Origin of the sequence: Mesorhizobium temperatum, assembly GCF_002284575.1 — a bacterium.
GTDB lineage: Bacteria > Pseudomonadota > Alphaproteobacteria > Rhizobiales > Rhizobiaceae > Mesorhizobium > Mesorhizobium temperatum.
Window position 1 is genome coordinate 1 of record NZ_NPKJ01000065.1, and the last position, 23,329, is coordinate 23,329.

The 23,329-nt window shown below is 61.9% G+C and carries 20 protein-coding genes and 1 tRNA gene; 3 read left to right on the top strand and 18 right to left on the bottom strand.

The annotated features are described in order from the left end of the window. From CIT26_RS24665 to rpsL, 4 genes are all read right to left on the bottom strand, one after another. On the bottom strand, positions 1-654 hold a 654-nt coding region (locus CIT26_RS24665), incomplete at its 3' end, for a GTP-binding protein (RefSeq protein ID WP_143747852.1). A 66-nt stretch (positions 655-720) separates the two neighbouring features. Further along, positions 721-2,811 (bottom strand): elongation factor G, encoded by a 2,091-nt coding sequence (fusA, locus tag CIT26_RS24670; RefSeq protein WP_029352192.1) that lies wholly within the window; start codon positions 2,809-2,811, stop codon positions 721-723. Positions 2,812-2,841: 30 nt separating this feature from the next. Next, positions 2,842-3,312, bottom strand: coding sequence for a 30S ribosomal protein S7 (rpsG, locus tag CIT26_RS24675; RefSeq protein WP_008875664.1), 471 nt, complete (start codon positions 3,310-3,312; stop codon positions 2,842-2,844). A gap of 85 nt (positions 3,313-3,397) precedes the next feature. Beyond that, positions 3,398-3,769: a 30S ribosomal protein S12 gene (rpsL, locus tag CIT26_RS24680; RefSeq protein WP_006333356.1), complete on the bottom strand. Its 372-nt coding sequence runs from the start codon at positions 3,767-3,769 to the stop codon at positions 3,398-3,400. A 462-nt stretch (positions 3,770-4,231) separates the two neighbouring features. Here rpsL and CIT26_RS24685 point away from each other — a divergent pair, with 462 nt between their 5' ends. Next, entirely contained in the window at positions 4,232-4,513 is a 282-nt protein-coding gene (locus CIT26_RS24685; protein ID WP_095494988.1) for a transcriptional regulator, read from the top strand. A 154-nt stretch (positions 4,514-4,667) separates the two neighbouring features. Next, a complete protein-coding gene (locus CIT26_RS24690) occupies positions 4,668-5,603 on the top strand; it encodes a Gfo/Idh/MocA family protein (protein ID WP_095494989.1) in 936 nt (311 codons plus the stop codon). A 371-nt stretch (positions 5,604-5,974) separates the two neighbouring features. On the opposite strand, the gene rpoC is transcribed toward CIT26_RS24690, so the two are convergent. The 12 genes from rpoC to CIT26_RS24750 all read right to left on the bottom strand — a co-directional run bounded on the left by rpoC (position 5,975) and on the right by CIT26_RS24750 (position 21,401). Further along, on the bottom strand, positions 5,975-10,171 hold the full coding sequence (gene rpoC / locus CIT26_RS24695; RefSeq protein ID WP_095494990.1) for a DNA-directed RNA polymerase subunit beta': 4,197 nt from the start codon (positions 10,169-10,171) through the stop codon (positions 5,975-5,977). 129 nt (positions 10,172-10,300) lie between these two features. After that, positions 10,301-14,437: a DNA-directed RNA polymerase subunit beta gene (rpoB, locus tag CIT26_RS24700; protein WP_095494991.1), complete on the bottom strand. Its 4,137-nt coding sequence runs from the start codon at positions 14,435-14,437 to the stop codon at positions 10,301-10,303. A gap of 251 nt (positions 14,438-14,688) precedes the next feature. Next, positions 14,689-15,066 (bottom strand): 50S ribosomal protein L7/L12, encoded by a 378-nt coding sequence (rplL, locus tag CIT26_RS24705; RefSeq protein ID WP_023680442.1) that lies wholly within the window; start codon positions 15,064-15,066, stop codon positions 14,689-14,691. A gap of 54 nt (positions 15,067-15,120) precedes the next feature. After that, entirely contained in the window at positions 15,121-15,639 is a 519-nt protein-coding gene (gene rplJ, locus CIT26_RS24710; RefSeq protein ID WP_065011395.1) for a 50S ribosomal protein L10, read from the bottom strand. Between the two features lie 395 nt (positions 15,640-16,034). Beyond that, positions 16,035-16,733: a 50S ribosomal protein L1 gene (gene rplA, locus CIT26_RS24715; RefSeq protein WP_095494992.1), complete on the bottom strand. Its 699-nt coding sequence runs from the start codon at positions 16,731-16,733 to the stop codon at positions 16,035-16,037. A 4-nt stretch (positions 16,734-16,737) separates the two neighbouring features. Beyond that, complete coding sequence (rplK, locus tag CIT26_RS24720; protein WP_029352163.1) at positions 16,738-17,166, bottom strand: 50S ribosomal protein L11; 429 nt, start codon at positions 17,164-17,166, stop codon at positions 16,738-16,740. 171 nt (positions 17,167-17,337) lie between these two features. Next, positions 17,338-17,865, bottom strand: a complete 528-nt coding sequence (nusG, locus tag CIT26_RS24725) for a transcription termination/antitermination protein NusG (RefSeq protein ID WP_095494993.1) — start codon at positions 17,863-17,865, stop codon at positions 17,338-17,340. A gap of 27 nt (positions 17,866-17,892) precedes the next feature. Next, positions 17,893-18,096, bottom strand: coding sequence for a preprotein translocase subunit SecE (gene secE / locus CIT26_RS24730; protein WP_013531408.1), 204 nt, complete (start codon positions 18,094-18,096; stop codon positions 17,893-17,895). A 371-nt stretch (positions 18,097-18,467) separates the two neighbouring features. After that, positions 18,468-18,543, bottom strand: a tRNA-Trp gene (locus CIT26_RS24735). Between the two features lie 35 nt (positions 18,544-18,578). Beyond that, positions 18,579-19,121 carry a metal-dependent hydrolase gene (locus tag CIT26_RS24740; protein WP_342587038.1) on the bottom strand — a complete coding sequence of 181 codons (543 nt, stop codon included), beginning with the start codon at positions 19,119-19,121 and terminating at the stop codon, positions 18,579-18,581. A gap of 67 nt (positions 19,122-19,188) precedes the next feature. Continuing rightward, positions 19,189-19,671: a group II truncated hemoglobin gene (locus tag CIT26_RS24745; protein ID WP_095494994.1), complete on the bottom strand. Its 483-nt coding sequence runs from the start codon at positions 19,669-19,671 to the stop codon at positions 19,189-19,191. Between the two features lie 101 nt (positions 19,672-19,772). After that, on the bottom strand, positions 19,773-21,401 hold the full coding sequence (locus tag CIT26_RS24750) for a COG3904 family protein (protein ID WP_245319543.1): 1,629 nt from the start codon (positions 21,399-21,401) through the stop codon (positions 19,773-19,775). Between the two features lie 86 nt (positions 21,402-21,487). Between CIT26_RS24750 and CIT26_RS24755 the strand changes: the two genes are divergently transcribed. Beyond that, positions 21,488-21,730, top strand: a complete 243-nt coding sequence (locus CIT26_RS24755) for a hypothetical protein (protein ID WP_095494996.1) — start codon at positions 21,488-21,490, stop codon at positions 21,728-21,730. 116 nt (positions 21,731-21,846) lie between these two features. Here CIT26_RS24755 and CIT26_RS37145 read toward each other — a convergent pair whose 3' ends face one another. Together CIT26_RS37145 and CIT26_RS24765 are read right to left on the bottom strand one after the other, a co-directional pair. Beyond that, entirely contained in the window at positions 21,847-23,001 is a 1,155-nt protein-coding gene (locus CIT26_RS37145) for a hypothetical protein (RefSeq protein ID WP_143747908.1), read from the bottom strand. Positions 23,002-23,249: 248 nt separating this feature from the next. Further along, on the bottom strand, positions 23,250-23,329 hold an 80-nt coding region (locus tag CIT26_RS24765), incomplete at its 5' end, for an EF-Tu C-terminal domain-related protein (protein ID WP_023796029.1).

The window sequence follows — 23,329 nt, forward strand, 5'->3', positions numbered from 1 at the left end:
GATCGAGAACACGTCCTCGATCGGCATCAGGAACGGCTTGTCCAGCGGACGAACCGGCGTCGGGATGTAGTCGTCGACCGCCGCCATCAGCTCGCGGATCGAATCCTCGCCGATCTTCTTGTCGGAATCTTCCAAAGCGGCAAGTGCGGAACCCTTGACGATCGGAATGTCGTCGCCGGGGAACTCGTTCTTGGTCAAGAGCTCACGCACCTCGAGCTCAACCAGCTCGAGCAGCTCGGCGTCGTCGACCTGGTCGACCTTGTTCAAAAACACCACGATCGACGGCACGCCGACCTGACGGGCCAGCAGGATGTGCTCGCGGGTCTGCGGCATCGGGCCATCGGCGGCCGACACGACCAGGATCGCGCCGTCCATCTGCGCGGCACCGGTGATCATGTTCTTCACATAGTCGGCGTGGCCGGGGCAGTCGACATGGGCGTAGTGGCGGGCGGCCGTCTCGTATTCGACATGCGCCGTCGAGATGGTGATGCCGCGCGCCTTCTCTTCGGGCGCCGCATCGATCTGGTCGTAGCGCTTGTATTCGCCAAAATACTTGGTGATCGCCGCCGTCAGCGACGTCTTGCCATGATCGACGTGGCCAATCGTGCCAATGTTCACATGAGGCTTTGTACGCTCGAATTTACCTTTTGCCATGTGATGTCTCCATTCCTGCTCGCCCGTGCGGGCTTTGAATTAAGTTAGCGCTGCAACCCGTTCTGGTTACGCGTATTTCTTCTGGACTTCCTGAGCGACCGCGGTCGGCACCGGCTCGTAGTGATCGAACTGCATCGTGTAGGCCGCGCGGCCCTGGCTCATCGAGCGCAGGTTGTCGACGTATTTGAACATGTTGGCGAGCGGCACCATCGCGTTGATAACCACCGCCACGCCACGGGCTTCTTGGCCCTGGATCTGGCCGCGACGGCCGTTCAGATCGCCGATGACGCTGCCGACATAATCTTCCGGCGTCACCACTTCGACCTTCATGATCGGCTCGAGCAACTGCACGCCAAGCCTGGGCGCCGCTTCACGGAAGCAGGCACGGCCAGCGATTTCGAAGGCCAGAACGCTGGAATCCACGTCGTGGTAGGCACCATCGATCAGCGTCGCCTTGACGCCGATCATCGGGAAGCCGGCGAACGGACCCGACGTCATGACGCTGTTGATGCCCTTTTCGACACCGGGGATGTATTCCTTCGGCACAGCGCCGCCGACAATCTTGGATTCGAACAGGAATTCGCTGCTTTCCGGATTTGGCTCGAACAGGATCTTGACGCGGGCGAACTGGCCCGTGCCGCCGGTCTGCTTCTTATGGGTGTAGTCCTGCTCTTGGCTGCGGGTGATCGTCTCGCGATAGGCCACCTGCGGAGCGCCGACATTGGCCTCGACCTTGAACTCGCGGCGCATGCGGTCGACGATAATGTCGAGGTGGAGCTCGCCCATGCCGGAAATGATCGTCTGGCCTGATTCCTCGTCGGTCTTGACGCGGAAAGACGGGTCCTCGGCGGCCAGGCGATGCAGCGCAAGGCCCATCTTTTCCTGGTCGTTCTTAGTCTTCGGTTCAATCGCGATTTGGATGACCGGATCGGGGAATTCCATGCGCTCGAGGATAACCGGATGCAGCGGATCGCAGAGGGTGTCGCCCGTGGTCGTGTCCTTGAGGCCGGCCAAGGCGACGATGTCGCCGGCGAAAGCCTCCTCGACGTCAGCGCGCGAGTTCGCATGCATTTGCAGCATGCGGCCGATGCGCTCCTTCTTGCCCTTGACCGTGTTGTCGACCGAGATGCCCTTGGTGAGCTTGCCCGAATAGATGCGGGCGAAGGTGAGCGAACCGACGAACGGGTCGTTCATGATCTTGAAGGCGAGCATCGACAGCGGTTCATTGTCGTCGGCATGACGCTCGATTTCGGCGTCGGTCTTGGCGTCGACGCCCTTGATGGCCGGAACGTCGGCCGGCGACGGCAGGTATTCGACGACGGCGTCGAGCAGCGGCTGCACGCCCTTGTTCTTGAAGGCCGAGCCACAGAACATTGGGTAGAATTTCACCGCAATGGTGCCCTTGCGGATCAGCGCACGGATCTCGTCATTGTCGGGCATCTTGCCTTCGAGATAATTCTCAAGCGCCGTCTCGTCCATCTCGACGGCGGCCTCGATCATCTTCTCGCGGTATTCTTCCGCACGAGCCTTAAGATCGTCCGGGATCTCAACGACGTCCCAGGCAGCGCCCAGCGTTTCGTCGCGCCAGACCAGCGCGTTCATCTCGACGAGGTCGACGATGCCCTTGAACTCGGTCTCAGCACCGATCGGCAGCTGCATGACGACGGCATGCGCGCCGAGGCGCGAGCCTATCATCTCGACCGAGCGGTAAAAATCGGCGCCGATCTTGTCCATCTTGTTGCAGAAGATCATGCGCGGCACGCGGTACTTGTCGGCCTGGCGCCAGACGGTTTCCGTCTGCGGCTCGACACCGGCATTGGCGTCGAGCAGCGCAATGGCGCCGTCGAGCACGCGCAGCGAACGCTCGACCTCGATGGTGAAGTCGACGTGGCCGGGGGTGTCGATGATGTTGAAGCGGTGCATCTTGCCGTCACGACCCTTCCAGAAGGTCGTGGTCGCGGCGGACGTGATGGTGATGCCGCGTTCCTGCTCCTGCTCCATCCAATCCATGGTGGCAGCACCGTCATGGACTTCGCCAATCTTGTGCGACTTGCCCGTGTAGTAGAGGACGCGCTCGGTGGTCGTCGTCTTGCCGGCGTCGATATGCGCCATGATACCGAAATTGCGGTAGTCTTCGATTTTATATTCGCGGGCCATGGGAGGTGCCTCTTCAGTCTCGTTCGCGCTTTACCAGCGGTAGTGCGCGAAGGCGCGGTTGGCTTCTGCCATCTTGTGGGTGTCTTCACGCTTCTTGACGGCGGTGCCGCGGTTGTTGGCCGCATCCATCAGCTCGCCGGAGAGGCGGTCGACCATCGTGGTCTCGTTGCGGTTGCGGGCGGCGGCGATCAGCCAACGGATGGCCAACGCCTGACGGCGCTCAGGGCGCACGTCGACCGGAACCTGGTAGGTGGCGCCACCGACGCGGCGCGAACGCACTTCCACATGCGGCGCGACATTGTCGAGCGCCTGGTGGAAGACGGTGACCGGTTCCTGCTTGGTCTTGGACTGGACCTGGTCGAGCGCGCCATAGACGATGGTCTCGGCAACCGACTTCTTGCCGTCATACATGACGGCGTTCATGAACTTGGTGACGATCAAATCGCCGAACTTCGGGTCCGGGTTGATCTCACGCTTTTCTGCACTGTGACGACGGGACATTTTTTCTCTGCCTCAATTCTGCGTGGTGGCCTGGATCCCGGATCGTCGCCTGGCGCCGTCCGGGATGACCTTGGCTACGCTTCGGTCACTTCGGACGCTTGGCGCCGTATTTCGAACGGCGCTGCTTGCGGTTCTTCACACCCTGCGTGTCGAGCACGCCGCGGATGATATGGTAGCGGACGCCCGGAAGATCCTTGACGCGGCCGCCGCGGATCATCACCACCGAGTGTTCCTGAAGGTTGTGGCCTTCGCCGGGGATGTAGCCGATCACTTCAAAACCATTGGTCAGGCGAATCTTGGCCACCTTGCGCAGCGCCGAGTTCGGCTTCTTCGGCGTCGTTGTGTAGACGCGCGTGCAGACGCCCCGCTTCTGCGGGTTCTGCTGCATGGCCGGGACCTTGTTGCGCTTCACCGGCGCAATGCGCGGCTTGCGGATCAGCTGGTTGACGGTAGGCATTAAACCCTCTTGTCTCTCAATTCCGTGTCTCGCCCGGTCAGGGCCGCTCAAAGCGTCATTTCCATACGCAAATTCGGGCCACAAACCGCGCCTCGCGGTCTTGCCCGAACAAATGGCAGAGGAAGCGGAAACCGCTTCATGCACGCCGGAAATGTCTTTTCGCTCGTAAAACGAACCCTGTTTGAGGCAAACTCCAAAGCGTGTCGCTTCGGAAGTGAGAGCCTCACATCGGTTCTGACTGGGCGGCTTCTACTCGCAAGCCTGTTGCCCGTCAACCCCGGAGCGCCAAATATTACGCTGAAACCGAGGCTTGGCAGCCATGCGAAAGGCGCATGTAATTTTCTTTCGCCATTTTGCAAGAGGAGGGAAGAAAGTGACCGGCTTTCGGCTGTTGCGCGGCCATGCTTCATGCGAAAAAGAGGCATGAACAGCACAAATCCCCTCGCCCGGAGGAATCAGCCCGTGAACGACAATGACGAGCGCCCGGTCACCATCATCACCGGCCGGGCGTGGAAGAGGAAAGACGGCAAGCCGGAAGGCGTCCACGTCATGCTGGTCGCGCCCGACGACGATTCGGCGGTACGCCGGGCGCTCGAATCGCTCTCGGCCGAAGGCTACGCCGAGGCGGAGCTTGACCAGATCGGTGACCTGGACGGCGTGCCCGACGAAGAGCCGCACCTGTCGGCCTATCAGGGCGCGCTGGAAGGCGAAGTGTCGATCGTCACCTTCGACGTGCCAGTCTGAGGCAGGGCCAGTCTGATCGGCAGGCAATGGACGGCTGCACATGCACTCGCCTGGGCCGCCATGCCCACCTCCGCCGAGGCTTGCCCGGCATCGGTTCTCTGCTAAGAACCATTCGCTGCTGACAGCCAAGCGCATCCAATCTGCGGAGTCTCCCATGTCCAGGAATAACGACCCCATCAAGCTCGGCATCGTCGGGGTGGGAAAGATCGTCCGTGACCAGCACCTGCCAGCCCTGGCGAAGGACCCAGCGTATCGCCTCGTCGCCGCCGCCAGCCGGCACGGCAAGGTGGACGGCATCGGGAATTTTCCTGATATCGAGGCGATGCTCGACGCGGTGCCGGAGCTTGAGGCCGTATCGCTCTGCATGCCGCCGCAGTTCCGCTACGACGCCGCACGGACCGCGCTGGCAGCGAAAAAGCATGTCTTCCTGGAAAAGCCGCCCGGCGCCACGGTCAGCGAGGTCGAGGATTTGAAGGCGCTAGCGGTCGCGAACGGCGTCTCGCTGTTCGCCAGCTGGCATTCGCGCTATGCGCCGGCGGTCGAGGCCGCGCGCGATTTTCTCGGCTCGACCACGATCAGATCGGCAGCCATCAACTGGAAGGAGGACGTGCGCCGCTGGCACCCGAACCAGGACTGGATCTGGGCGCCAGGCGGCTTCGGCGTGTTCGATCCCGGCATCAACGCGCTGTCGATCGCGACACATATATTGCCGGCGATGTTCATCACCTCGGCAATTCTCGATTTTCCCGAAAACCGCGCAGCCCCGATCGCCGCCCATATCGCCTTCCGCACCTCGAACGGCTTGCCGGTGGCGATGGAACTCGACTGGCGCCAGACCGGCCCGCAAAGCTGGGACATCCTGGCCGAGACGGACAAGGGGGCGATGGTGCTTTCGGGCGGCGGCTCAAAACTGGCGGTCGACGGCCGCGTCGTTCACGATGAGCCGGAAGCCGAATATCCGATGCTCTACAGGCGTTTCGCCGAGATCGTGCGCGCCGGCGCTTCCGATGTCGATCTCGCCCCGCTGCAGCATGTCGCCGACGCCTTCATGCTCGGCAAGCGCAATGTGGTGGAGGCGTTTTTCGATTGAGCCGCGGAGCTGTAAGGAGTGGCCTTCGCTCCGGTCCTGACCATCTTGCAAGCGTCGCGCCGCCCCTCATCTGGCTGCCGCCATCTCTCCCCGTGAACGGGGAGAAGGACGCCGTCATCAAAGATTTCGCCAATCTCCAGCGTCGCAGAAAGAGCGCCAAGGCTGCGGCCAGCTTCTTTCTTCCCGTTTACGGGGAGAAAGGCCCGGCAGGGCAATGAGGGGCGGCGCCGGACGATCGAAATAAGTCGCAAACACTCGACGACGCCTCCTCCCAATCCGTCGCCAGCGGCATAGTTTTCCAACTTCAACACACAAAAAAAGCCGCCGGGTTGCCCCGACGGCTTTGTTGCCTGAGATCTGTACCGCCGCGCTTACTGCGCGGCGGAAGCCATGTCGGTCAGCATCGGATCGGCGACTTCGACGCCCGACGCCTTGCGGCGCTCGTCGATGATCAGCTCGTCGCGCGAGGTGGCGATGCGCCGGATCTGGCTCATTGTGCCGCCGGTGCCGGCCGGGATCAGACGGCCGACGATGACGTTTTCCTTCAACCCCTGCAGCATGTCGGTCTTGCCGGCAACTGCCGCTTCGGTCAGCACCCTGGTCGTCTCCTGGAAGGAGGCGGCCGAGATGAAGGACGGCGTCTGCAGCGAGGCCTTGGTGATGCCCAAGAGCACCGGCTGGCCTTCGGCCGGCTTCTTGCCGTCCTCGACCAGGCGCTCGTTGACCTCTTCCAGCTCGATCACGTCGACGTGGTCGCCCGGAATGTAGGTCGAGTCGCCCTGCGTGGTGATCTCGACCTTCTGCAGCATCTGGCGAACGATCACCTCGATGTGCTTGTCGTTGATCGACACGCCCTGCAGTCGGTAGACCTCCTGGATCTCGTTGACGAGGTAGGAGGCAAGCGCCTCCACGCCCTTGATCGCCAGGATGTCGTGCGGCGCCGGATTGCCGTCGAGGATGTAGTCGCCCTTCTCGATGACGTCGCCGTCCTGGAGATGGAACGGCTTGCCCTTCGGGATCAGGTATTCGACCGGCTCAAGCGTCGAGTCATGCGGCTCGATGATGATGCGGCGCTTGTTCTTGTAGTCGCGGCCGAAACGGATCGTGCCGTCGATCTCGGCGATGATGGCGTGATCCTTCGGACGGCGTGCCTCGAACAGTTCGGCAACACGCGGCAGACCGCCGGTGATGTCCTTGGTCTTGGCGCTTTCCATCGGGATACGCGCCAGCACGTCGCCGGGGCGAACCTGTGCACCCGGCTCGACCGAAAGAATGGCCTCGACCGAGAGCAGGAAGCGAGCGTCGCCGCCCTTCGACAGCTTGCCGACCTTGCCCTTGGTGTCCTGGACGACGATCGCCGGCTTGAGGTCGTTGCCGCGTGGCGTCGAACGCCAGTCGATGACCTCGCGCTTGGTGATGCCGGTCGATTCGTCGGCCGTTTCCTGGACGGAAATGCCGTCGACCAGATCCTCGAACGCCACCTTGCCCTCGATTTCGGTGAGGACCGGGCGGGTATAGGGATCCCACTCGGCGATACGCTGGCCGCGCTTCACCTTGTCGCCATCGTCCACGAAGATGCGCGAACCATAGGTGACACGGTGCGTGGCGCGCTCCTTGCCGGCTTCGTCGAGGATCAGCACCGCCATGTTGCGGCCCATGACCATCTGCTGGCCGTCGGAGTTGCGCACCACGTTGCGGTTGCGGATCTCGACCTTGCCCTCATAGGAGGCTTCAAGGAACGACGAGTCCACCACCTGCGCCGTACCGCCCATGTGGAAGGTACGCATGGTGAGCTGGGTGCCCGGCTCGCCGATCGACTGCGCCGCGATGACGCCGACAGCCTCGCCCTGGTTGACCGGGGTGCCGCGGGCCAGATCGCGTCCGTAGCAGACCGCGCATACACCGACCCTGACGTCGCAAGTCAGCGCCGAGCGGATGCGGACCGACTGGACGCCGGCCTGTTCGATCTGCTCGACGTCGCGTTCGTCCATCAGCGTTCCGGCCTTTACCAGAACCTCACCCGTGACCGGATGAGTGATGTCGTCGAGCGCCGTGCGGCCGAGAACGCGCTGGCCGACGGAAGCGACGACCTGGCCGGCATCGACGATCGGCTGCATGGTGAGGCCCTTGTCGGTGCCGCAGTCGACGGAGTTGACGATGCAGTCCTGCGCCACGTCGACCAGACGACGGGTGAGGTAACCCGAGTTCGCCGTCTTCAAGGCGGTGTCGGCCAGACCCTTACGGGCGCCGTGGGTCGAGTTGAAGTACTCGAGCACGGTCAGGCCTTCCTTGAAGTTCGAAATGATCGGCGTCTCGATGATCTCACCGCTTGGCTTGGCCATCAGGCCGCGCATACCGGCAAGCTGGCGCATTTGGGTGGGCGAGCCGCGCGCACCGGAATGGGACATCATGTAGATCGAGTTCATCGGCTTTTGACGGCCATTGTCCTCGAACTCGACCGCCTTGATGCGGGCCATCATCTCGTCGGCGACCTTTTCCGAGCACTTGGCCCAGGCGTCGACGACCTTGTTGTACTTCTCGCCCTGCGTGATCAGACCGTCATTGTACTGCTGCTCGTATTCCTTGGCCAAAGCCTCGGTGTCGGAAACCAGCTTGATCTTGGCATCCGGGATCAGCATGTCGTCCTTGCCGAACGAAATGCCGGCGCGGCAGGCGTGGCTGAAGCCGAGGGCCATGATGCGGTCGCAGAAAATGACCGTCTCCTTCTGACCGCAATGGCGGTAGACGGTGTCGATCATCTTGGAGATGTTCTTCTTGGTCATCTCCTGGTTGGCGGTCTCGTACGGCACGTTGACGTTCTTCGGCAGAAGCTCGCCGATGATCATGCGGCCAGGCGTGGTGTCGTAGATTTTCGACACGACCTTGCCGTCCGCATCGACCGTGCGGAAGCGCCCCTTGATCTTGGAGTGCAGCGTCACCGCCTTGGTCTCGAGCGCGTGCTGGAGTTCGCCCATGTCGGCAAACACCATGCCCTCGCCCGGCTCGTTCTGGTTGACGATCGACAGATAGTAGAGACCCAGAACCATGTCCTGCGACGGCACGATGATCGGCGCGCCGGAAGCCGGGTGCAGGATGTTGTTGGTCGACATCATCAGCACGCGGGCTTCAAGCTGGGCTTCCAGCGACAGCGGCACGTGAACCGCCATCTGGTCACCGTCGAAGTCGGCATTGAAGGCCGTGCAGACCAGCGGGTGAAGCTGGATCGCCTTGCCTTCGATCAGGATCGGCTCGAACGCCTGGATACCGAGGCGGTGCAGCGTCGGCGCACGATTCAAGAGCACTGGGTGCTCGCGGATGACCTCGTCGAGGATATCCCAGACCTCCGGACGCTCCTTCTCGACCAGCTTCTTCGCCTGCTTGACGGTCGAGGAATAACCCTTGGCGTCGAGACGGGCATAGATGAAGGGTTTGAACAGTTCGAGCGCCATCTTCTTCGGCAGGCCGCACTGGTGCAGCTTGAGCTCCGGACCGGTCACGATGACCGAGCGGCCGGAATAGTCGACGCGCTTGCCGAGCAGGTTCTGGCGGAACCGGCCCTGCTTGCCCTTGAGCATGTCGGACAGCGACTTCAACGGACGCTTGTTGGCGCCGGTGATGACGCGGCCGCGACGGCCGTTGTCGAACAGCGCGTCGACGGCTTCCTGCAGCATGCGCTTTTCATTGCGCACGATGATGCCGGGCGCACGCAGCTCGATCAGCCGCTTCAGGCGGTTGTTGCGGTTGATGACGCGGCGATAGAGATCGTTGAGATCCGACGTGGCGAAACGGCCGCCGTCCAGAGGAACAAGCGGGCGCAGGTCCGGCGGGATCACCGGAACCACTTTCATGATCATCCATTCCGGACGGTTGCCGGACTCCATGAAATTCTCGACGACCTTGAGCCGCTTAAGATACTTCTTCTGCTTGAGCTCGGACGTGGTCGAAGCCAGCTCCGAACGCAGGTCGCCGGCGATCTTCTCCAGGTCCATGCCGGCCAGAAGGTCGTGGATGGCTTCAGCGCCGATCATGGCGGTGAAGCTATCTTCGCCATACTCGTCGACGGCCATCATGTACTCTTCCTCGCTGAGGAGCTGATGCTCCTTCAGCGCGGTGAGGCCAGGCTCGGTGACGATGTAGTTCTCGAAGTAGAGAACGCGCTCGATGTCCTTCAGCGTCATGTCGAGCAGCGTGCCGATACGCGACGGCAGCGACTTCAGGAACCAGATATGGGCGACGGGCGCGGCCAGCTCGATATGGCCCATGCGCTCGCGACGGACGCGCGACAGCGTGACTTCGACGCCGCACTTTTCGCAGATGACGCCCTTGTACTTCATGCGCTTATACTTGCCGCACAGGCACTCGTAGTCCTTGATCGGACCGAAAATGCGCGCGCAGAACAGGCCGTCACGCTCCGGCTTGAAGGTGCGGTAGTTGATGGTCTCCGGCTTCTTGATCTCGCCGAACGACCAGGACAGAATCTTCTCAGGGCTGGCGAGCGAGATCCGGATGGAATCGAACACCTGCGCAGGCGCCTGGGGATTGAAGAGATTCATGACCTCTTGGTTCATGCCGTTCTCCTTTTCGGGGTCCTCGAAAACCCCTTGCATCTAGCGCGGGCCAAACGCCCGCTGACTGGTCGGCCACTGGCCGAAGAATTTGGTGCGTCCGGTCGCGGGAGCCGCGACCGGACGTCTTGCTCACTCGGCCGCGTCGGGCAGCCGGACCGGGTTGTCGTCCAGCTTGGTGTTCTCCAGCTCGACATTGAGGCCCAGAGACCGCATTTCCTTGACGAGAACGTTGAAGCTCTCGGGGATGCCGGCCTCGAACGTGTCGTCGCCTCTGACGATCGCCTCGTAGACCTTGGTGCGGCCGGCGACGTCGTCCGACTTCACCGTCAGCATCTCCTGCAGCGTGTAGGCGGCGCCGTATGCTTCGAGCGCCCAGACCTCCATCTCGCCGAAGCGCTGGCCACCGAACTGCGCCTTGCCGCCCAGCGGCTGCTGGGTAACGAGCGAGTACGGCCCGATCGAACGCGCGTGGATCTTGTCGTCCACAAGGTGGTGAAGCTTGAGCATATATATGTAGCCCATTGTCACTTTGCGATCGAACGGTTCGCCGGTGCGTCCGTCATAGAGCTGCGACTGACCGCTGGTGTGCAGGCCCGCCTGCTCCAGCATGATGTTGATGTCGGCCTCGTGCGCGCCGTCGAACACCGGTGTCGCGATGGAGACGCCGCGGCGCATCTGCTCGCTGAGGCGAACGACGCTCTCGTCGTCATAGTCGCGGATCGGCTCGTTGCGGTCGTTGGCCGGCATGAAGCTCTCGAGCGTCTTGCGCAGCGGCTTGATGTCGCCGCCTGTCTTGTACGCGTCGATCAGCTCGCCGATCTTCCTGCCCATGCCGGCGCAAGCCCAGCCCAGATGCGTCTCCAGGATCTGGCCGACATTCATGCGGCTCGGCACACCCAGCGGGTTGAGCACGATGTCTGCATGCGTGCCGTCCTCGAGGAACGGCATGTCCTCGACCGGAACGATCCGCGACACGACACCCTTGTTGCCGTGCCGGCCGGCCATCTTGTCGCCGGGCTGCATCTTGCGCTTCACGGCCACGAAGACCTTGACCATCTTCATGACGCCGGGAGGCATCTCGTCGCCGCGCTGCACCTTCTCGACCTTGTCCATGAAGCGCTGTTCGAGCGCCTTCTTGGAATCGTCGTACTGGCCACGCAGGGCTTCCAGTTCGCTCTGGAGCTTTTCGTTCTCCACCGCAAACTGCCACCACTGCGAACGCGGATACTCGTCGAGCGTGTCCTTCGACAGCTTCGAGCCTTTCTTGAATCCCTTCGGCCCGGCAATCGCGTCCTTGCCGACGAGAACGTCGGATAGGCGCGAATAGACGTTGCGGTCGAGGATCGCCTGCTCGTCGTCGCGGTCCTTGGCGAGGCGTTCGATTTCCTCGCGTTCGATCGCCATGGCGCGCTCGTCCTTCTCCACACCGTGGCGATTGAAGACGCGTACTTCGACGACGGTGCCGAAGGTTCCGGGCGGCATGCGCATGGAGGTGTCACGCACGTCCGATGCCTTTTCGCCGAAGATGGCGCGCAGAAGCTTTTCTTCCGGCGTCATCGGGCTTTCGCCCTTCGGCGTGATCTTGCCGACCAGGATGTCGCCCGGCTGCACTTCCGCACCGATATAGACGATGCCGGCCTCGTCGAGGTTCTTCAGCGCTTCTTCCGAGACGTTGGGAATGTCGCGCGTGATTTCCTCCGGCCCGAGCTTGGTGTCGCGCGCCATGACCTCGAACTCCTCGATGTGGATCGAGGTGAAGACGTCATCGGCGACGATGCGCTCGGACAAGAGGATCGAGTCCTCGTAGTTGTAGCCGTTCCACGGCATGAACGCGACCAGCACGTTTCGGCCGAGCGCCAGATCGCCGAGTTCGGTCGACGGACCGTCGGCGATGATGTCGCCCTTGTTGACCCGGTCACCCATACGCACCAGCGGACGCTGGTTGATGCAGGTGTTCTGGTTCGAACGCTGGAACTTCATCAGCCGGTAGATGTCGACGCCCGACTTGCCGGGATCGAGATCTTCCGTGGCGCGGATGACGATACGCGTCGCGTCCACCTGGTCGACAATGCCGCCGCGGCGGGCGCCGATGGCGGCGCCCGAGTCACGGGCGACGATCGGCTCCATGCCGGTGCCGACAAACGGCGCTTCGGCGCGCACCAGCGGCACGGCCTGACGCTGCATGTTCGAGCCCATCAGGGCGCGGTTGGCGTCGTCGTTCTCGAGGAACGGGATCAGGGCCGCAGCCACCGAGACCATCTGCTTCGGCGATACGTCCATCAGATCGACGTTTTCGCGCGGCGCCATCATCACTTCGCCGGCATTGCGGCAAATGACGAATTCGTCGACGAAGCCACCATTCTTGTCGAGCTCGGCATTGGCCTGCGCGACGTGGTGCTTGGCCTCTTCCATCGCCGACAGATAGACGACCTCATTGGTCAGCTTGCCATTGACGATCTTGCGGTACGGGCTCTCGATGAAGCCGTACTTGTTGACGCGCGCGAAGGTGGCCAGCGAGTTGATCAGACCGATGTTCGGGCCTTCCGGCGTCTCGATCGGGCAGATGCGGCCGTAATGCGTCGGGTGCACGTCGCGCACCTCGAAGCCGGCGCGCTCGCGGGTCAGACCACCGGGTCCAAGCGCCGAGAGACGGCGCTTGTGGGTGATCTCCGACAGCGGGTTGGTCTGGTCCATGAACTGCGACAGCTGCGAGGAACCGAAGAACTCGCGCACGGCGGCGGCCGCCGGCTTGGCGTTGATCAGGTCCTGCGGCATCACCGTGTCGATCTCGATCGAGGACATGCGTTCCTTGATCGCGCGCTCCATGCGCAAGAGGCCGACGCGGTATTGGTTCTCCATCAGCTCGCCGACCGAGCGCACGCGGCGATTGCCGAGATTGTCGATGTCGTCGATCTCGCCCTTGCCGTCGCGCAGTTCGACCAGCGTCTTGACCACGGCCAGGATGTCGTCCTTGCGCAGCACGCGCACGGTGTCCTCGGCCTTGAGCTCGAGGCGCATGTTCATCTTGACGCGGCCGACGGCCGACAGATCATAGCGCTCGCTGTCGAAGAACAACGAGTTGAACATGGCTTCGGCGGTTTCGAGCGTCGGCGGCTCGCCGGGGCGCATGACGCGGTAGATGTCGAACAGCGCGTCCTGGCGGCTCTCGTTCTTGTCGACGTTGAGCGTGTTGCGGATATAGGCGCCGACATTGACGTGGTCGATGTCGAGAACCTTGATCTCGTCATCGCCGGCGCTGAGAAGCACCTTCAGCGTCTTTTCATCGATCTCGTCGCCGGCTTCGAGGAAAATCTCGCCGGTCGCGTAGTTGACGATGTCCTCGGCAAGGTAGTTGCCGAGCAGATCCTCGTCCGTCGCCTTGATCGCCTTGAGACCCTTTTCGCCGAGCTGACGGGCCTGGCGGGCAGTGATCTTCTTGCCGGCTTCGACGACGACCTCATTGGTGTCTGCATCGATCAGGTCGCCAACCGCCTTGAGGCCGCGGAAACGCTCGACGTTGAACGGAATGCGCCAATGGTCGCCGGCGCGCTTGTAGGTGATCTTGTTGTAGAAGGTCGACAGGATCTCCTCGCCGTCCATGCCGAGCGCCATCAACAGCGACGACACCGGAATCTTGCGGCGGCGGTCGATGCGGGCGTGCACGACATCCTTCGAGTCGAACTCGATGTCGAGCCACGAGCCGCGATAGGGGATGACCCGCGCGGCAAACAGCAGCTTGCCCGACGAGTGCGACTTGCCCTTATCATGGTCGAAGAAGACGCCCGGCGAACGGTGCATCTGCGATACGATGACACGCTCGGTGCCGTTGACGATGAAGGTGCCGTTCAAGGTCATGAGCGGCATGTCGCCCATGTAGACGTCCTGCTCCTTGATGTCCTTGATCGACTTGGCGCCGGTATCCTCGTCGATATCGAACACGATGAGGCGCAGCGTCACCTTGAGTGGCGCGGCATAGGTCAGGTCGCGCTGACGGCATTCGTCAACGTCGAATTTCGGTGCTTCGAACTCGTACTTCACGAATTCCAGCATCGAGGAGCCGGAAAAGTCGGAAATCGGGAACACCGATTTGAAAACCGCCTGCAGTCCCTCGTCAGGACGCCCGCCCTTGGGCTCCTCGACCATCAGGAACTGGTCATAGGATGCCTTCTGAACCTCGATCAGGTTCGGCATCTCCGCAACTTCCGGAATCTTTCCGAAGAATTTGCGTACGCGTCTGCGGCCATTGAAAGTTTGTGTCTGGGCCATCGTCGCTCCTTAGCTCGATTCTCGGGGCGAGCCTCGCCGCGGCTCGCCTTGCATTCTCGGCCACCTCGGCGGCGGCCTTTATTTGTTCACCCGCCACCTGTCGGTGGCCGGCCAAAACGGGAGAAAACCCGTTTCCTGAAGGCCGGTTCACGGCCCTCAGGAAAGAGGTTTTCGTACTCTTCGCGTTACGCAGCCTCCCTTCGGCCAAGGGAGTGGCGGACGGCGCGAAGCCGCCCGCCGATATCAAACGCTTACTTCAGTTCGACCTTGGCGCCGGCTGCTTCCAGCTGGGCCTTGAACTTGTCCGCGTCGGCCTTGGAAACAGCTTCCTTGACCGGCTTCGGAGCCGCCTCGACCAGGTCTTTGGCTTCCTTGAGGCCAAGACCGGTGATGGCGCGAACTTCCTTGATGACGTTGATCTTCTGAGCGCCCGCCTCGGTGAGGACGACGTCGAATTCCGTCTTTTCCTCGACCGGAGCAGCAGCAGCCGCGGCACCGCCAGCGGCGGCAACCGCCACCGGAGCAGCAGCGGAAACGCCCCACTTTTCTTCCAGAAGCTTCGACAGCTCGGCCGCCTCGAGGACGGTCAGCTTCGAAAGGTCGTCTACGATCTTTGCCAGATCAGCCATTGCAATATTCCTTCATAAGGTTCGAACGTGTGTTTGTGATAGCGAGGAACGGCCTCATGCCGCCTCGTCCTTCCGGGCGTAAGCGCCGATGACACGCGCGACCGAAGCCGCAGGCGCATTGACGATCTGGGCGATCCGGGTTGCCGGCGTGGCGATCATGCCAACCAGCCTGCCGCGCAGCTCATCGAGCGACGGAAGTGTGGCGAGTGCCTTCACACCGTCGGCGTTGAGCGAGGTGGTGCCCATTGCGCCGCCGAGAATGACGAGCTTGTCATTTCCCTTGGCGAAATCGGACGCGACCTTCGGCGCCGCAATCGGATCCTCCGAATAGGCGATCAGCGTCTGTCCCTTGAACAGGTCGATGATCGATGCGGAGTCCGTGCCCTGAAGAGCGATTTTGGCGAGACGGTTCTTCGCGACTTTGACGGTGCCACCGGCGACACGCATTTTCGACCGAAGGTCGTTCATTTGCGCGACGGTGATACCGGCGTAGTGGGCCACGACGACTGAACCAGCGCCCGAAAACGCTTCATTCAGGCCCGTGACGAGTTCGCGTTTTTCCGCTCTGTCCACTGCCTATCTCCAGTTGACCCCTGCCCCTTTACGAGGACAGGCGTCGGGTTGCCTTTTTGCCGGTCGGGCCATCCAGTAACGGATCTCCCGAACGACGCTCGAGGATCCTGCCCCCTTTCGCCACACCAGCCGGCAAGCCGAATGGTGCGCAGACAAAAGGCAAACACGGTTCGAACCTTTCATTGGAGCAGTCGCTCCGTTGTCCGGTCTTCACCCGTCTCATGCAGGCCCACATGAATTAAGGCCCCCTTGAACTAAGGCTTGGGGCCGCCCGCAATCTCGGACAGGATGTCCGGAAGCCTTCCGACTTCCGGTACCGGGCCGCCAAGATAAGTCGGAGGCCCGGAATTCTGTTTGCGGATCAGCCGTTTAGCGGCCGATCCAAATAGTTCGTATCAGGACGCCGCCAGCGTCGAGACGTCGAGCTTGAGGCCCGGGCCCATCGTCGAGGTGACCGACACCTTCTTGACGTAGTTGCCCTTGGCACCAGCCGGCTTGGCCCTGTTCACCGCGTCGGCGAAGGCGCGGACGTTCTCCTCCAGCGCCTTGACGTCGAACGAGATCTTGCCGACGCCGCCATGAACGATGCCGGCCTTCTCGACGCGGAACTCGACCGCGCCGCCCTTCGACGCCTTGACGGCGGCGGTAACGTCGGTGGTGACAGTGCCGACCTTCGGGTTCGGCATCATGCCGCGCGGGCCGAGCACCTTACCCAGACGGCCGACCAGCGGCATCATATCCGGCGTGGCGATGCAGCGATCGAAGTCGATCGTGCCCTTCTGGACGATGTCGACCAGATCCTCGGCGCCAACGATATCAGCGCCGGCCGCCTTGGCTTCCTCGGCCTTGTCGCCACGCGCGAAAACGGCGACGCGGACGGTACGGCCGGTGCCGTTCGGCAGATTGACCACGCCACGGACCATCTGGTCGGCATGGCGCGGGTCGACACCCAGGTTCATCGCGATTTCAACGGTCTCGTCGAACTTCACCGAGGACCGGTCCTTGAGCAGCTTCAGCGCATCACCCAAGGCATAGGCCTTGTTGGGATCGATGCCTTCGCGGGTCTTCGATACACGCTTTGCAATCTTTGCCATGATCTCAGCCCACCACTTCCAGACCCATCGAGCGGGCGGAGCCCTCGACCATGCGCATGGCCCCCTCGATATCGGTTGCGTTCAGATCCTTCATCTTCTGCTCGGCGATGGCGCGCACCTTGTCGCGGCCGATCGTGCCGGCCTTGACCTTGCCCGGCTCCTTCGAGCCCGACTTCAGGTTCGCGGCTTTCTTCAGGAAGTAGCTCACCGGCGGCGTCTTCATGACGAAGGTGAACGACTTGTCCTGGTAGTAGGTGATGACGACCGGAATCGGCGATCCCTTTTCCATTTCCTGGGTCTGCGCGTTGAACGCCTTGCAGAACTCCATGATGTTGATGCCGCGCTGACCAAGCGCCGGTCCGATCGGGGGCGACGGCGTAGCCGAGCCCGCGGAAACCTGGAGCTTGAGCTGGCCTGCAATTTTCTTAGCCATCTCTTTCCTGCCTTTGTCTCATGCCGGCCCCACTATCTGGGCAACACCGGCGGTTGCAGTCTGGTGGTGCGGTTCCTGTGGCCGGCTAAAGCCGCATTCGCCTCCCACCCGTTTTGGCCGCGATTTCCACGCCGCCTCCCTCACCGCCGCATGGGCGACAAGGATTTCGGATCAGCTCTTTTCGACCTGTCCGAATTCGAGATCGACCGGCACGGCGCGCCCGAAGATCGAAACTTCCACTTTGAGCCGCGCCCGCTCCTCGTCCACTTCCTGGACGAAACCGTTGAACGACGCGAACGGACCGTCCGAGACGCGGATCGCTTCGCCGATCTCGAAAGTGACCGACGGCTTCGGCCGCTCGACGCCTTCCTGCACCTGGTTCAGGATGCGCTGCGCCTCGGCCTCGGTGATCGGCACCGGCTTCGAGTCACCCAGGAAGCCGGTGACCTTCGGCGTGTTCTTCACGAGCGAGAACACCGCGTCGGTCAGGTTGGCCTTCAGGAGCACGTAGCCAGGGAAGAATTTGCGCTCGGCATCGACCTTGCGGCCGCGGCGTATCTCGACGACCTTCTCGGTCGGCACCACGATCTGCTCGATGTCAGCGGACAGGCCCTTCTGCTTGGCCTTGTTCTCGATGTCCTCAGCGACCTTTTTTTCAAAGTTCGAATAGGCGTGGACGATGTACCACCGCGCAGTCATCTCAAGACTTCTCCGTAATCGCCGGACTTAGCGTCCAATGCCCAGAATCTGCTCGACCGCGAGGCCCATGAGCTGATCGGCAGTAAAGAAAAAGATCATCGCGATCACAGCGAACGCCAGAACCATCACCGTCGAGATCATCGTTTCGCGCCGCGACGGCCAAGTCACCTTGGCGGTCTCCGCGCGAACCTGCTGGAGAAAGACGAAAGGATTTGTGGTTTTCGAAGCCATGTGCCGCCTGTCTGCAAGACCCGTTGACCGGATCTCCTGGATGATCCCGCTGGCCGGGATGTGCCGCCTGGAGCCCGTGTTCGCGCCGAATCAGCGCAATCATTTCGCCCATGCAAATCGGACGCGTAAAGCCGGCTTCCCAGCTCCACGCGTCGCGTGTCTGTTTCGTCTACATAAAACCGATTCTTGATCCACGCAAGTGGCAAGTGTCCGCTTTATGACAAACGCCGCATCGGAACCATCCAGTCGTCCCGTCCCGGCTATGGCGCTCTTATGCCTCAAAACAGCCTGTATGGCAAGCCACCGCGCGATTTTCAAAAGGCCGATGCTTGGAAGATCAGACATTTTCAAGAATTGGCCATTTCGAAAAATGGCACGGGCAGCAGGGCTCGAACCTACGACCTGCGGTTTTGGAGACCGCCGCTCTACCAACTGAGCTATGCCCGTATCGCGCGCTGCTATTTCATAAAGCGGACAAGAACTCAAGTCGAGTTTTTAGGCGTGGCCGCGACGAGCTGCGATCGTCGAAATCCGAGGGCTAGCGCCCAGGCGCATATGAGCAGTTCGAGAGCAAAAGTCCAATGCAGTATGAAGCTCATGACCCAATTGCGATACATGGCCGGAACCGTGACGAGTTCGAGGGCATGCCCGTCGAACGGCATTAGCCACATCATAGGCGAGGCCACGCTGTCCAGGATCATATGCATCATTGCGGCGGCAAAGAAGGCGCTGACTGGGGCCAGATATCGCTGACCACACCATTTCGCGACCGACAATGCCACAAGGCCGGTCGCTGCCCAGAAGAGCGGCCAATGCGTGATGTAGGCGTGGTGATGGGTTCGGCCGCCATCGACAAAATGGAAGTAGAGCATGTCGATGTCCGGGAAGACGCTGCCGAGCATAGCCGCCGGCATGATTCCCTTGCCGGGCCAGCGGCTTCGCGCGAAAGAGCCAAAAATGTAGCCAGCCGGAAGATGAGCGATCAGCATCGCCAAACCTTGTTCATTGCCGAATCGGTCGAACATCGCGGCATATTGTGGCGCATTCAGGAAGGATTGCCCCGCTTCGCCCCAAGCGGGGCTAGGGAGAGGGCTATTTCGCGCTCGGTGGCTTGTACGGGCCGCCGGGCACGCCCCAGCCCCAGGCCGGCATCGGTTCCGTCTCCGGGTCGCAGGTCTCGCCAAGGTTGGAGTTCATCTTCGCCAGCCGCGACCCCCATTCGACATAGGCAGTGAAAGCCGAGCGGAACTCCGGATCGTCCGGCAACCCGACTTCATCGGCGGCGTCAGCGAGCAGGTTGATCCAGCGGCGGCGCTGTTCCTCGCTCAGATGCTTGCCGAGATGGTGCATCACCATCTCGCGGTGGCCGCCATGCTCTTCGCTGTAGGTCTTCGGTCCGCCAAAGACCTCTCCGATGAAGGCCGCGACATGGGCAGGATGGTCCGACGACATGTTTTTGAACACCGGGCCGACGATCGGATCCTGAAACACCTTGCCGTAGAAGGTATGGGTCAGGCGGTTCAGCGCTTCGGTGCCGCCGGCCCATTCGAACAATGTCGGGACGTCCTCGTTCATCACCGATCCTCGATTGCAACTGACAACGACGATAGCGGAACGATCGTGCGGAGCTCAACCTGCCTCGATGGCCAGTTTGGGCCGGCTGCGGTGTCTGCACCCTACAACTTGACCGGCGCCTCGGCCTGAACCTCGGACGTCGACACCACGCGGCAATTCTCTGGCACTGGCTCCGACTTGCAGATGGTCGGGCCGGTAAATTCATCGACCGATTCAAACCCGGTCGTCAGCCCGATTTTCAGCATCATCTCGGGTTCGAGCTGCCGATGGCGCGAGGCGGGCACCGACCGCATCGCCACCAGCAGACCGGGTCCGACCGACATCTCCTTGAGATAGGTTTTGACCCGCTGCTCCACCCCCATCGAGTGCACGGTCAACTGCGCGCGAGGACCGACAAGGCGTCTGACACCGCCGGCAAGCATGATCGGGCAGGCCGCGCCACACGCGCCGCTCGCATCGATCGTGAGCCCGACATAGACGCCATCTTCGGCGGTGCAATCCGCCTTGTCCGGCTCGCATCCAATGAAGTCCGTCCGCGCAACCGCCACGTCGAGCTTGCGTTCTCGGATCAGCCTTCCGGTAGCCAGAGCGCCGAGCACGTCACCTCCCGGCGAGTTGATCACCACGGGCAGTCGCCGATCACCGATCGTGTCCAGCAGTTGGCGCAGCCGTTCCGGCGTTTGAGCGCTGATCGTGCCTTCCGCCGAGATCCATTCGGGACAATTGGGATCGCAGAGAAAACTTCTGCCGCGAACCAGAACGAAGCGCATATCTCCAACATCGGCCCGCTGCACGGTTTCAGGTTCGACCGGCGCGGCGGGAGCGGGCTTGGCGTACGCTACCACATCGCCGGCCGGCGCCGGTATTTCCCTGCAGTTCGCGGCCACCGGATCGCTGTTGCATAGGGTTGGCGCGGTCAGCAGGTCGACGGCATCCAGGCTGGTCACGAGCTTCGCCTGCAGCATGTCGTAGGGAGCCAGCTGCTGGATGCTGCTGGCCGGCGTGTTCTTCATCGTCTCGAGCACGGCCCGCCCGACACCCATTTCGTTCAGATAGGCAGCCAGTCTTTTCTCCACCGACTTGCTCATCTCGTAGGTCTTGTAGCTGCCGGCGCTCTTGCGGCCGACGACCTTCTTGCTGAGGATCTTCTTCTTGCCTCTCACCACGCGATAGGTGGTCCGGTACTGCAATTTCGTCCGGATATAGGTCGTGGTGATCTGATGGACGCCGAGATAGGCCCATTGCCCGACGACGCGCCTGATGCCGCCGGCAAACATCAACGGACAAGCGGAATTGCAAATCGCGCCGTCGGCGTAGGCATTGCCGAAATAGCGAGCGCCCTTGCCGTCTTTTTCCTTGCACACCTTGGCGTCGGGCTGGCAACCGGTGAACCCGGTTTTGCCGACCGCAATATCGAGCTTGTTCTTGCGGATCAGCCGGCCAAGCGCCAGCGCGGCTTCGACGTTGCCGCCGGGAGAATCCACGACAACAGGCAGTTTTCGGCCGCCGAGTGCCTTGAGCGTGCGTTTGAACAGGGCCGGCGCGCCGGCTTCTATCGAGCCTTCAGCCGATATCCATTCCGGGCAAGTGGGCTCGCAACCAGGCGCATCGCTGCGGACGACGACAAACCGCATCGTCGGACCAAGATCCGGCGTGGATTCTTTGGTGTCCGCCGCGAAGGCAGCGTGTCCCATGACAAGGAACGACGCCAGGCAGATCACCCCAAGCATCCACCATGCCTGGCCATTCAGACGGTGCCATAGAACCATTCGGGCAAGCCCCCACGATGCGCCTATACTAGTTCAGCTTTGAAGGCTTGCAACAGGGTTTTGCGACGCCGCAGGCGCCGGCTGTACCCAAGAAGCAAGACGGGCGGCCGAAGACCGCCCTTTCGCATCGGATATCGGCCGGCAACGCCGGCGCCGATTATTGGCCGGCGCGAAGCTACAGCTTCGGGGGCGTCGCGGCCTCGGCGATGGCTGACGGCGTGACCCTGCAATTACCGGGCTTCGGCACCGACCTGCAGATCGTGGCGCCGGTCAGCTCGTCAACCGATTGAGGACCCGTCGTCAGCCCGAGCTGCAGCATCGCGTCGGGTTCGAGTTGGGCGGCCCGAGGACCGCCCTTTTCTGTCTCGATCTCCGGCTGGCGCAACCATTCGCATACCCCGGCTGATCATGGCTTCATGTCCGATGATGTGTACGGGCCACTCGCCACGCCCCAACGCCAAGCCGGCATTGGTTCCATCTCAGGATCACAAGTGGAGCTCGCCCCAGCTACCCGCGATCCCCCTCCGATGCAGGCTATGAGGGTTTGCGGGGGATTGCCGTACGACCCTTCGTCGCCGGCATTGGTCGCCTGCGTGGCCGGCTGAGAAATTAGGACTTGAGCCGGTTGAGAAGGTCCGGCCTTCGCCTCGATCGCTGCCGCCTCGTGCGGCTTGGCATTCGCAGGGATCTCTCTGCAGTTCGCCGGCGCAGGACTCCGCCGACATATGCCCGCCAGCGTAAGTATGCCGAGGGAGTCCCTGCTGGTGACCAGCTTCATCGTCAGCATGTCGTCGAGGGCGATCTGCCGGATGTCGCTGGCGGGCGTGGCCTTCATTCTGTCCAGCACGCCCCGCCCGACACCCATATCCCTGAGATAAGCCGAGAGCCTCCTCTCAAGCGCCTTGCTCATCTCATAGGTCTTGTATCCGACATTGTCTCGAGTGACGGTTTCTGTGGTAATCTTATGCTTTTTGCCCCTCACAACTCGATAGGTGGTTTGGTATTGCCGTGTGGTGCGGAAATGGGTCGTAGTGATCTGATGGACGCCCAGATAAGCCCAACTGCCGACCACGCGTCCGACGCCTCCGGCAAACATCAGCGGACATGCGGAGTTGCACATGGCACCGCCGTCGGACGCAATGCCGAAATATGCAGCGCCCTTGCCGTCATTGGCCCTGCAATCCTTCATCCCGGGCCAACAATCGGAAAACTTGGTTGTACCGACGGCGATATCGAGCTTGCTTTTGCGGATTATTCGACCAAGCTGGAGCGCAGCATCGACATTGCCACCCGGCGAATTGACGATGATCGGCAGTTTACGGCGGCCGAGCGTCTTCAATATACGCTTGAGCTGCACTGGCGTGCTCGCCGAGATGGCGCCTTCTGCCGAAATCCATTCAGGACAATTAGGCTCGCAACCGGTCGCATTGCTGCGCACGACGACGAGTTGCATCTCCGAAAAACCATCGGACGAACTGCCCGGAAGGTACCATGACTTCGGATCCCATGTCTCCGGATCGGACACATCCTCGGCCTTCGCAGCGAAGCCAGCCATCGCCATGGCGACCACCAGCGCCAGACTAACCAGCCCGCGCCACCACCGTGCCATACTGTCTGAACGGCGTCCCGGAACCACGTTTGGCAAAAGCCCCCTCGATGCAACCTATACTAGTTGACATGGCGGGGCTTGCAACAGCTTTTGAAATGACGGCGTGCCAGCTTCAACGAGGCCGCCACGCAAGGCTTTAACGCAGAAAGGGCGGCCCGAAGACCGCCCTTCCCTGTCGATCCGACAAATGCCGGCGTTGATTACTCTTTGATGGTGACGACGATGCCGGCACCGACGGTGCGGCCGCCTTCACGGATGGCGAAGCGCAGCTTCTCTTCCA

Excerpts from the sequence above, each read along its gene's own strand:
- fusA (WP_029352192.1), bottom strand. The coding sequence starts at position 2,811 with ATGGCCCGCGAATATAAAATCGAAGACTACCGCAATTTCGGTATCATG.
- rpsG (WP_008875664.1), bottom strand. The coding sequence starts at position 3,312 with ATGTCCCGTCGTCACAGTGCAGAAAAGCGTGAGATCAACCCGGACCCG.
- rpsL (WP_006333356.1), bottom strand. The coding sequence starts at position 3,769 with ATGCCTACCGTCAACCAGCTGATCCGCAAGCCGCGCATTGCGCCGGTG.
- CIT26_RS24690 (WP_095494989.1), top strand. The coding sequence starts at position 4,668 with ATGTCCAGGAATAACGACCCCATCAAGCTCGGCATCGTCGGGGTGGGA.
- rpoC (WP_095494990.1), bottom strand. The coding sequence starts at position 10,171 with ATGAACCAAGAGGTCATGAATCTCTTCAATCCCCAGGCGCCTGCGCAG.
- rpoB (WP_095494991.1), bottom strand. The coding sequence starts at position 14,437 with ATGGCCCAGACACAAACTTTCAATGGCCGCAGACGCGTACGCAAATTC.
- rplL (WP_023680442.1), bottom strand. The coding sequence starts at position 15,066 with ATGGCTGATCTGGCAAAGATCGTAGACGACCTTTCGAAGCTGACCGTC.
- rplA (WP_095494992.1), bottom strand. The coding sequence starts at position 16,733 with ATGGCAAAGATTGCAAAGCGTGTATCGAAGACCCGCGAAGGCATCGAT.
- rplK (WP_029352163.1), bottom strand. The coding sequence starts at position 17,166 with ATGGCTAAGAAAATTGCAGGCCAGCTCAAGCTCCAGGTTTCCGCGGGC.
- nusG (WP_095494993.1), bottom strand. The coding sequence starts at position 17,865 with ATGACTGCGCGGTGGTACATCGTCCACGCCTATTCGAACTTTGAAAAA.
- secE (WP_013531408.1), bottom strand. The coding sequence starts at position 18,096 with ATGGCTTCGAAAACCACAAATCCTTTCGTCTTTCTCCAGCAGGTTCGC.
- CIT26_RS24740 (WP_342587038.1), bottom strand. The coding sequence starts at position 19,121 with ATGTTCGACCGATTCGGCAATGAACAAGGTTTGGCGATGCTGATCGCT.
- CIT26_RS24745 (WP_095494994.1), bottom strand. The coding sequence starts at position 19,671 with ATGAACGAGGACGTCCCGACATTGTTCGAATGGGCCGGCGGCACCGAA.
- CIT26_RS24750 (WP_245319543.1), bottom strand. The coding sequence starts at position 21,401 with ATGCTTGGGGTGATCTGCCTGGCGTCGTTCCTTGTCATGGGACACGCT.
- CIT26_RS37145 (WP_143747908.1), bottom strand. The coding sequence starts at position 23,001 with ATGGCGATGGCTGGCTTCGCTGCGAAGGCCGAGGATGTGTCCGATCCG.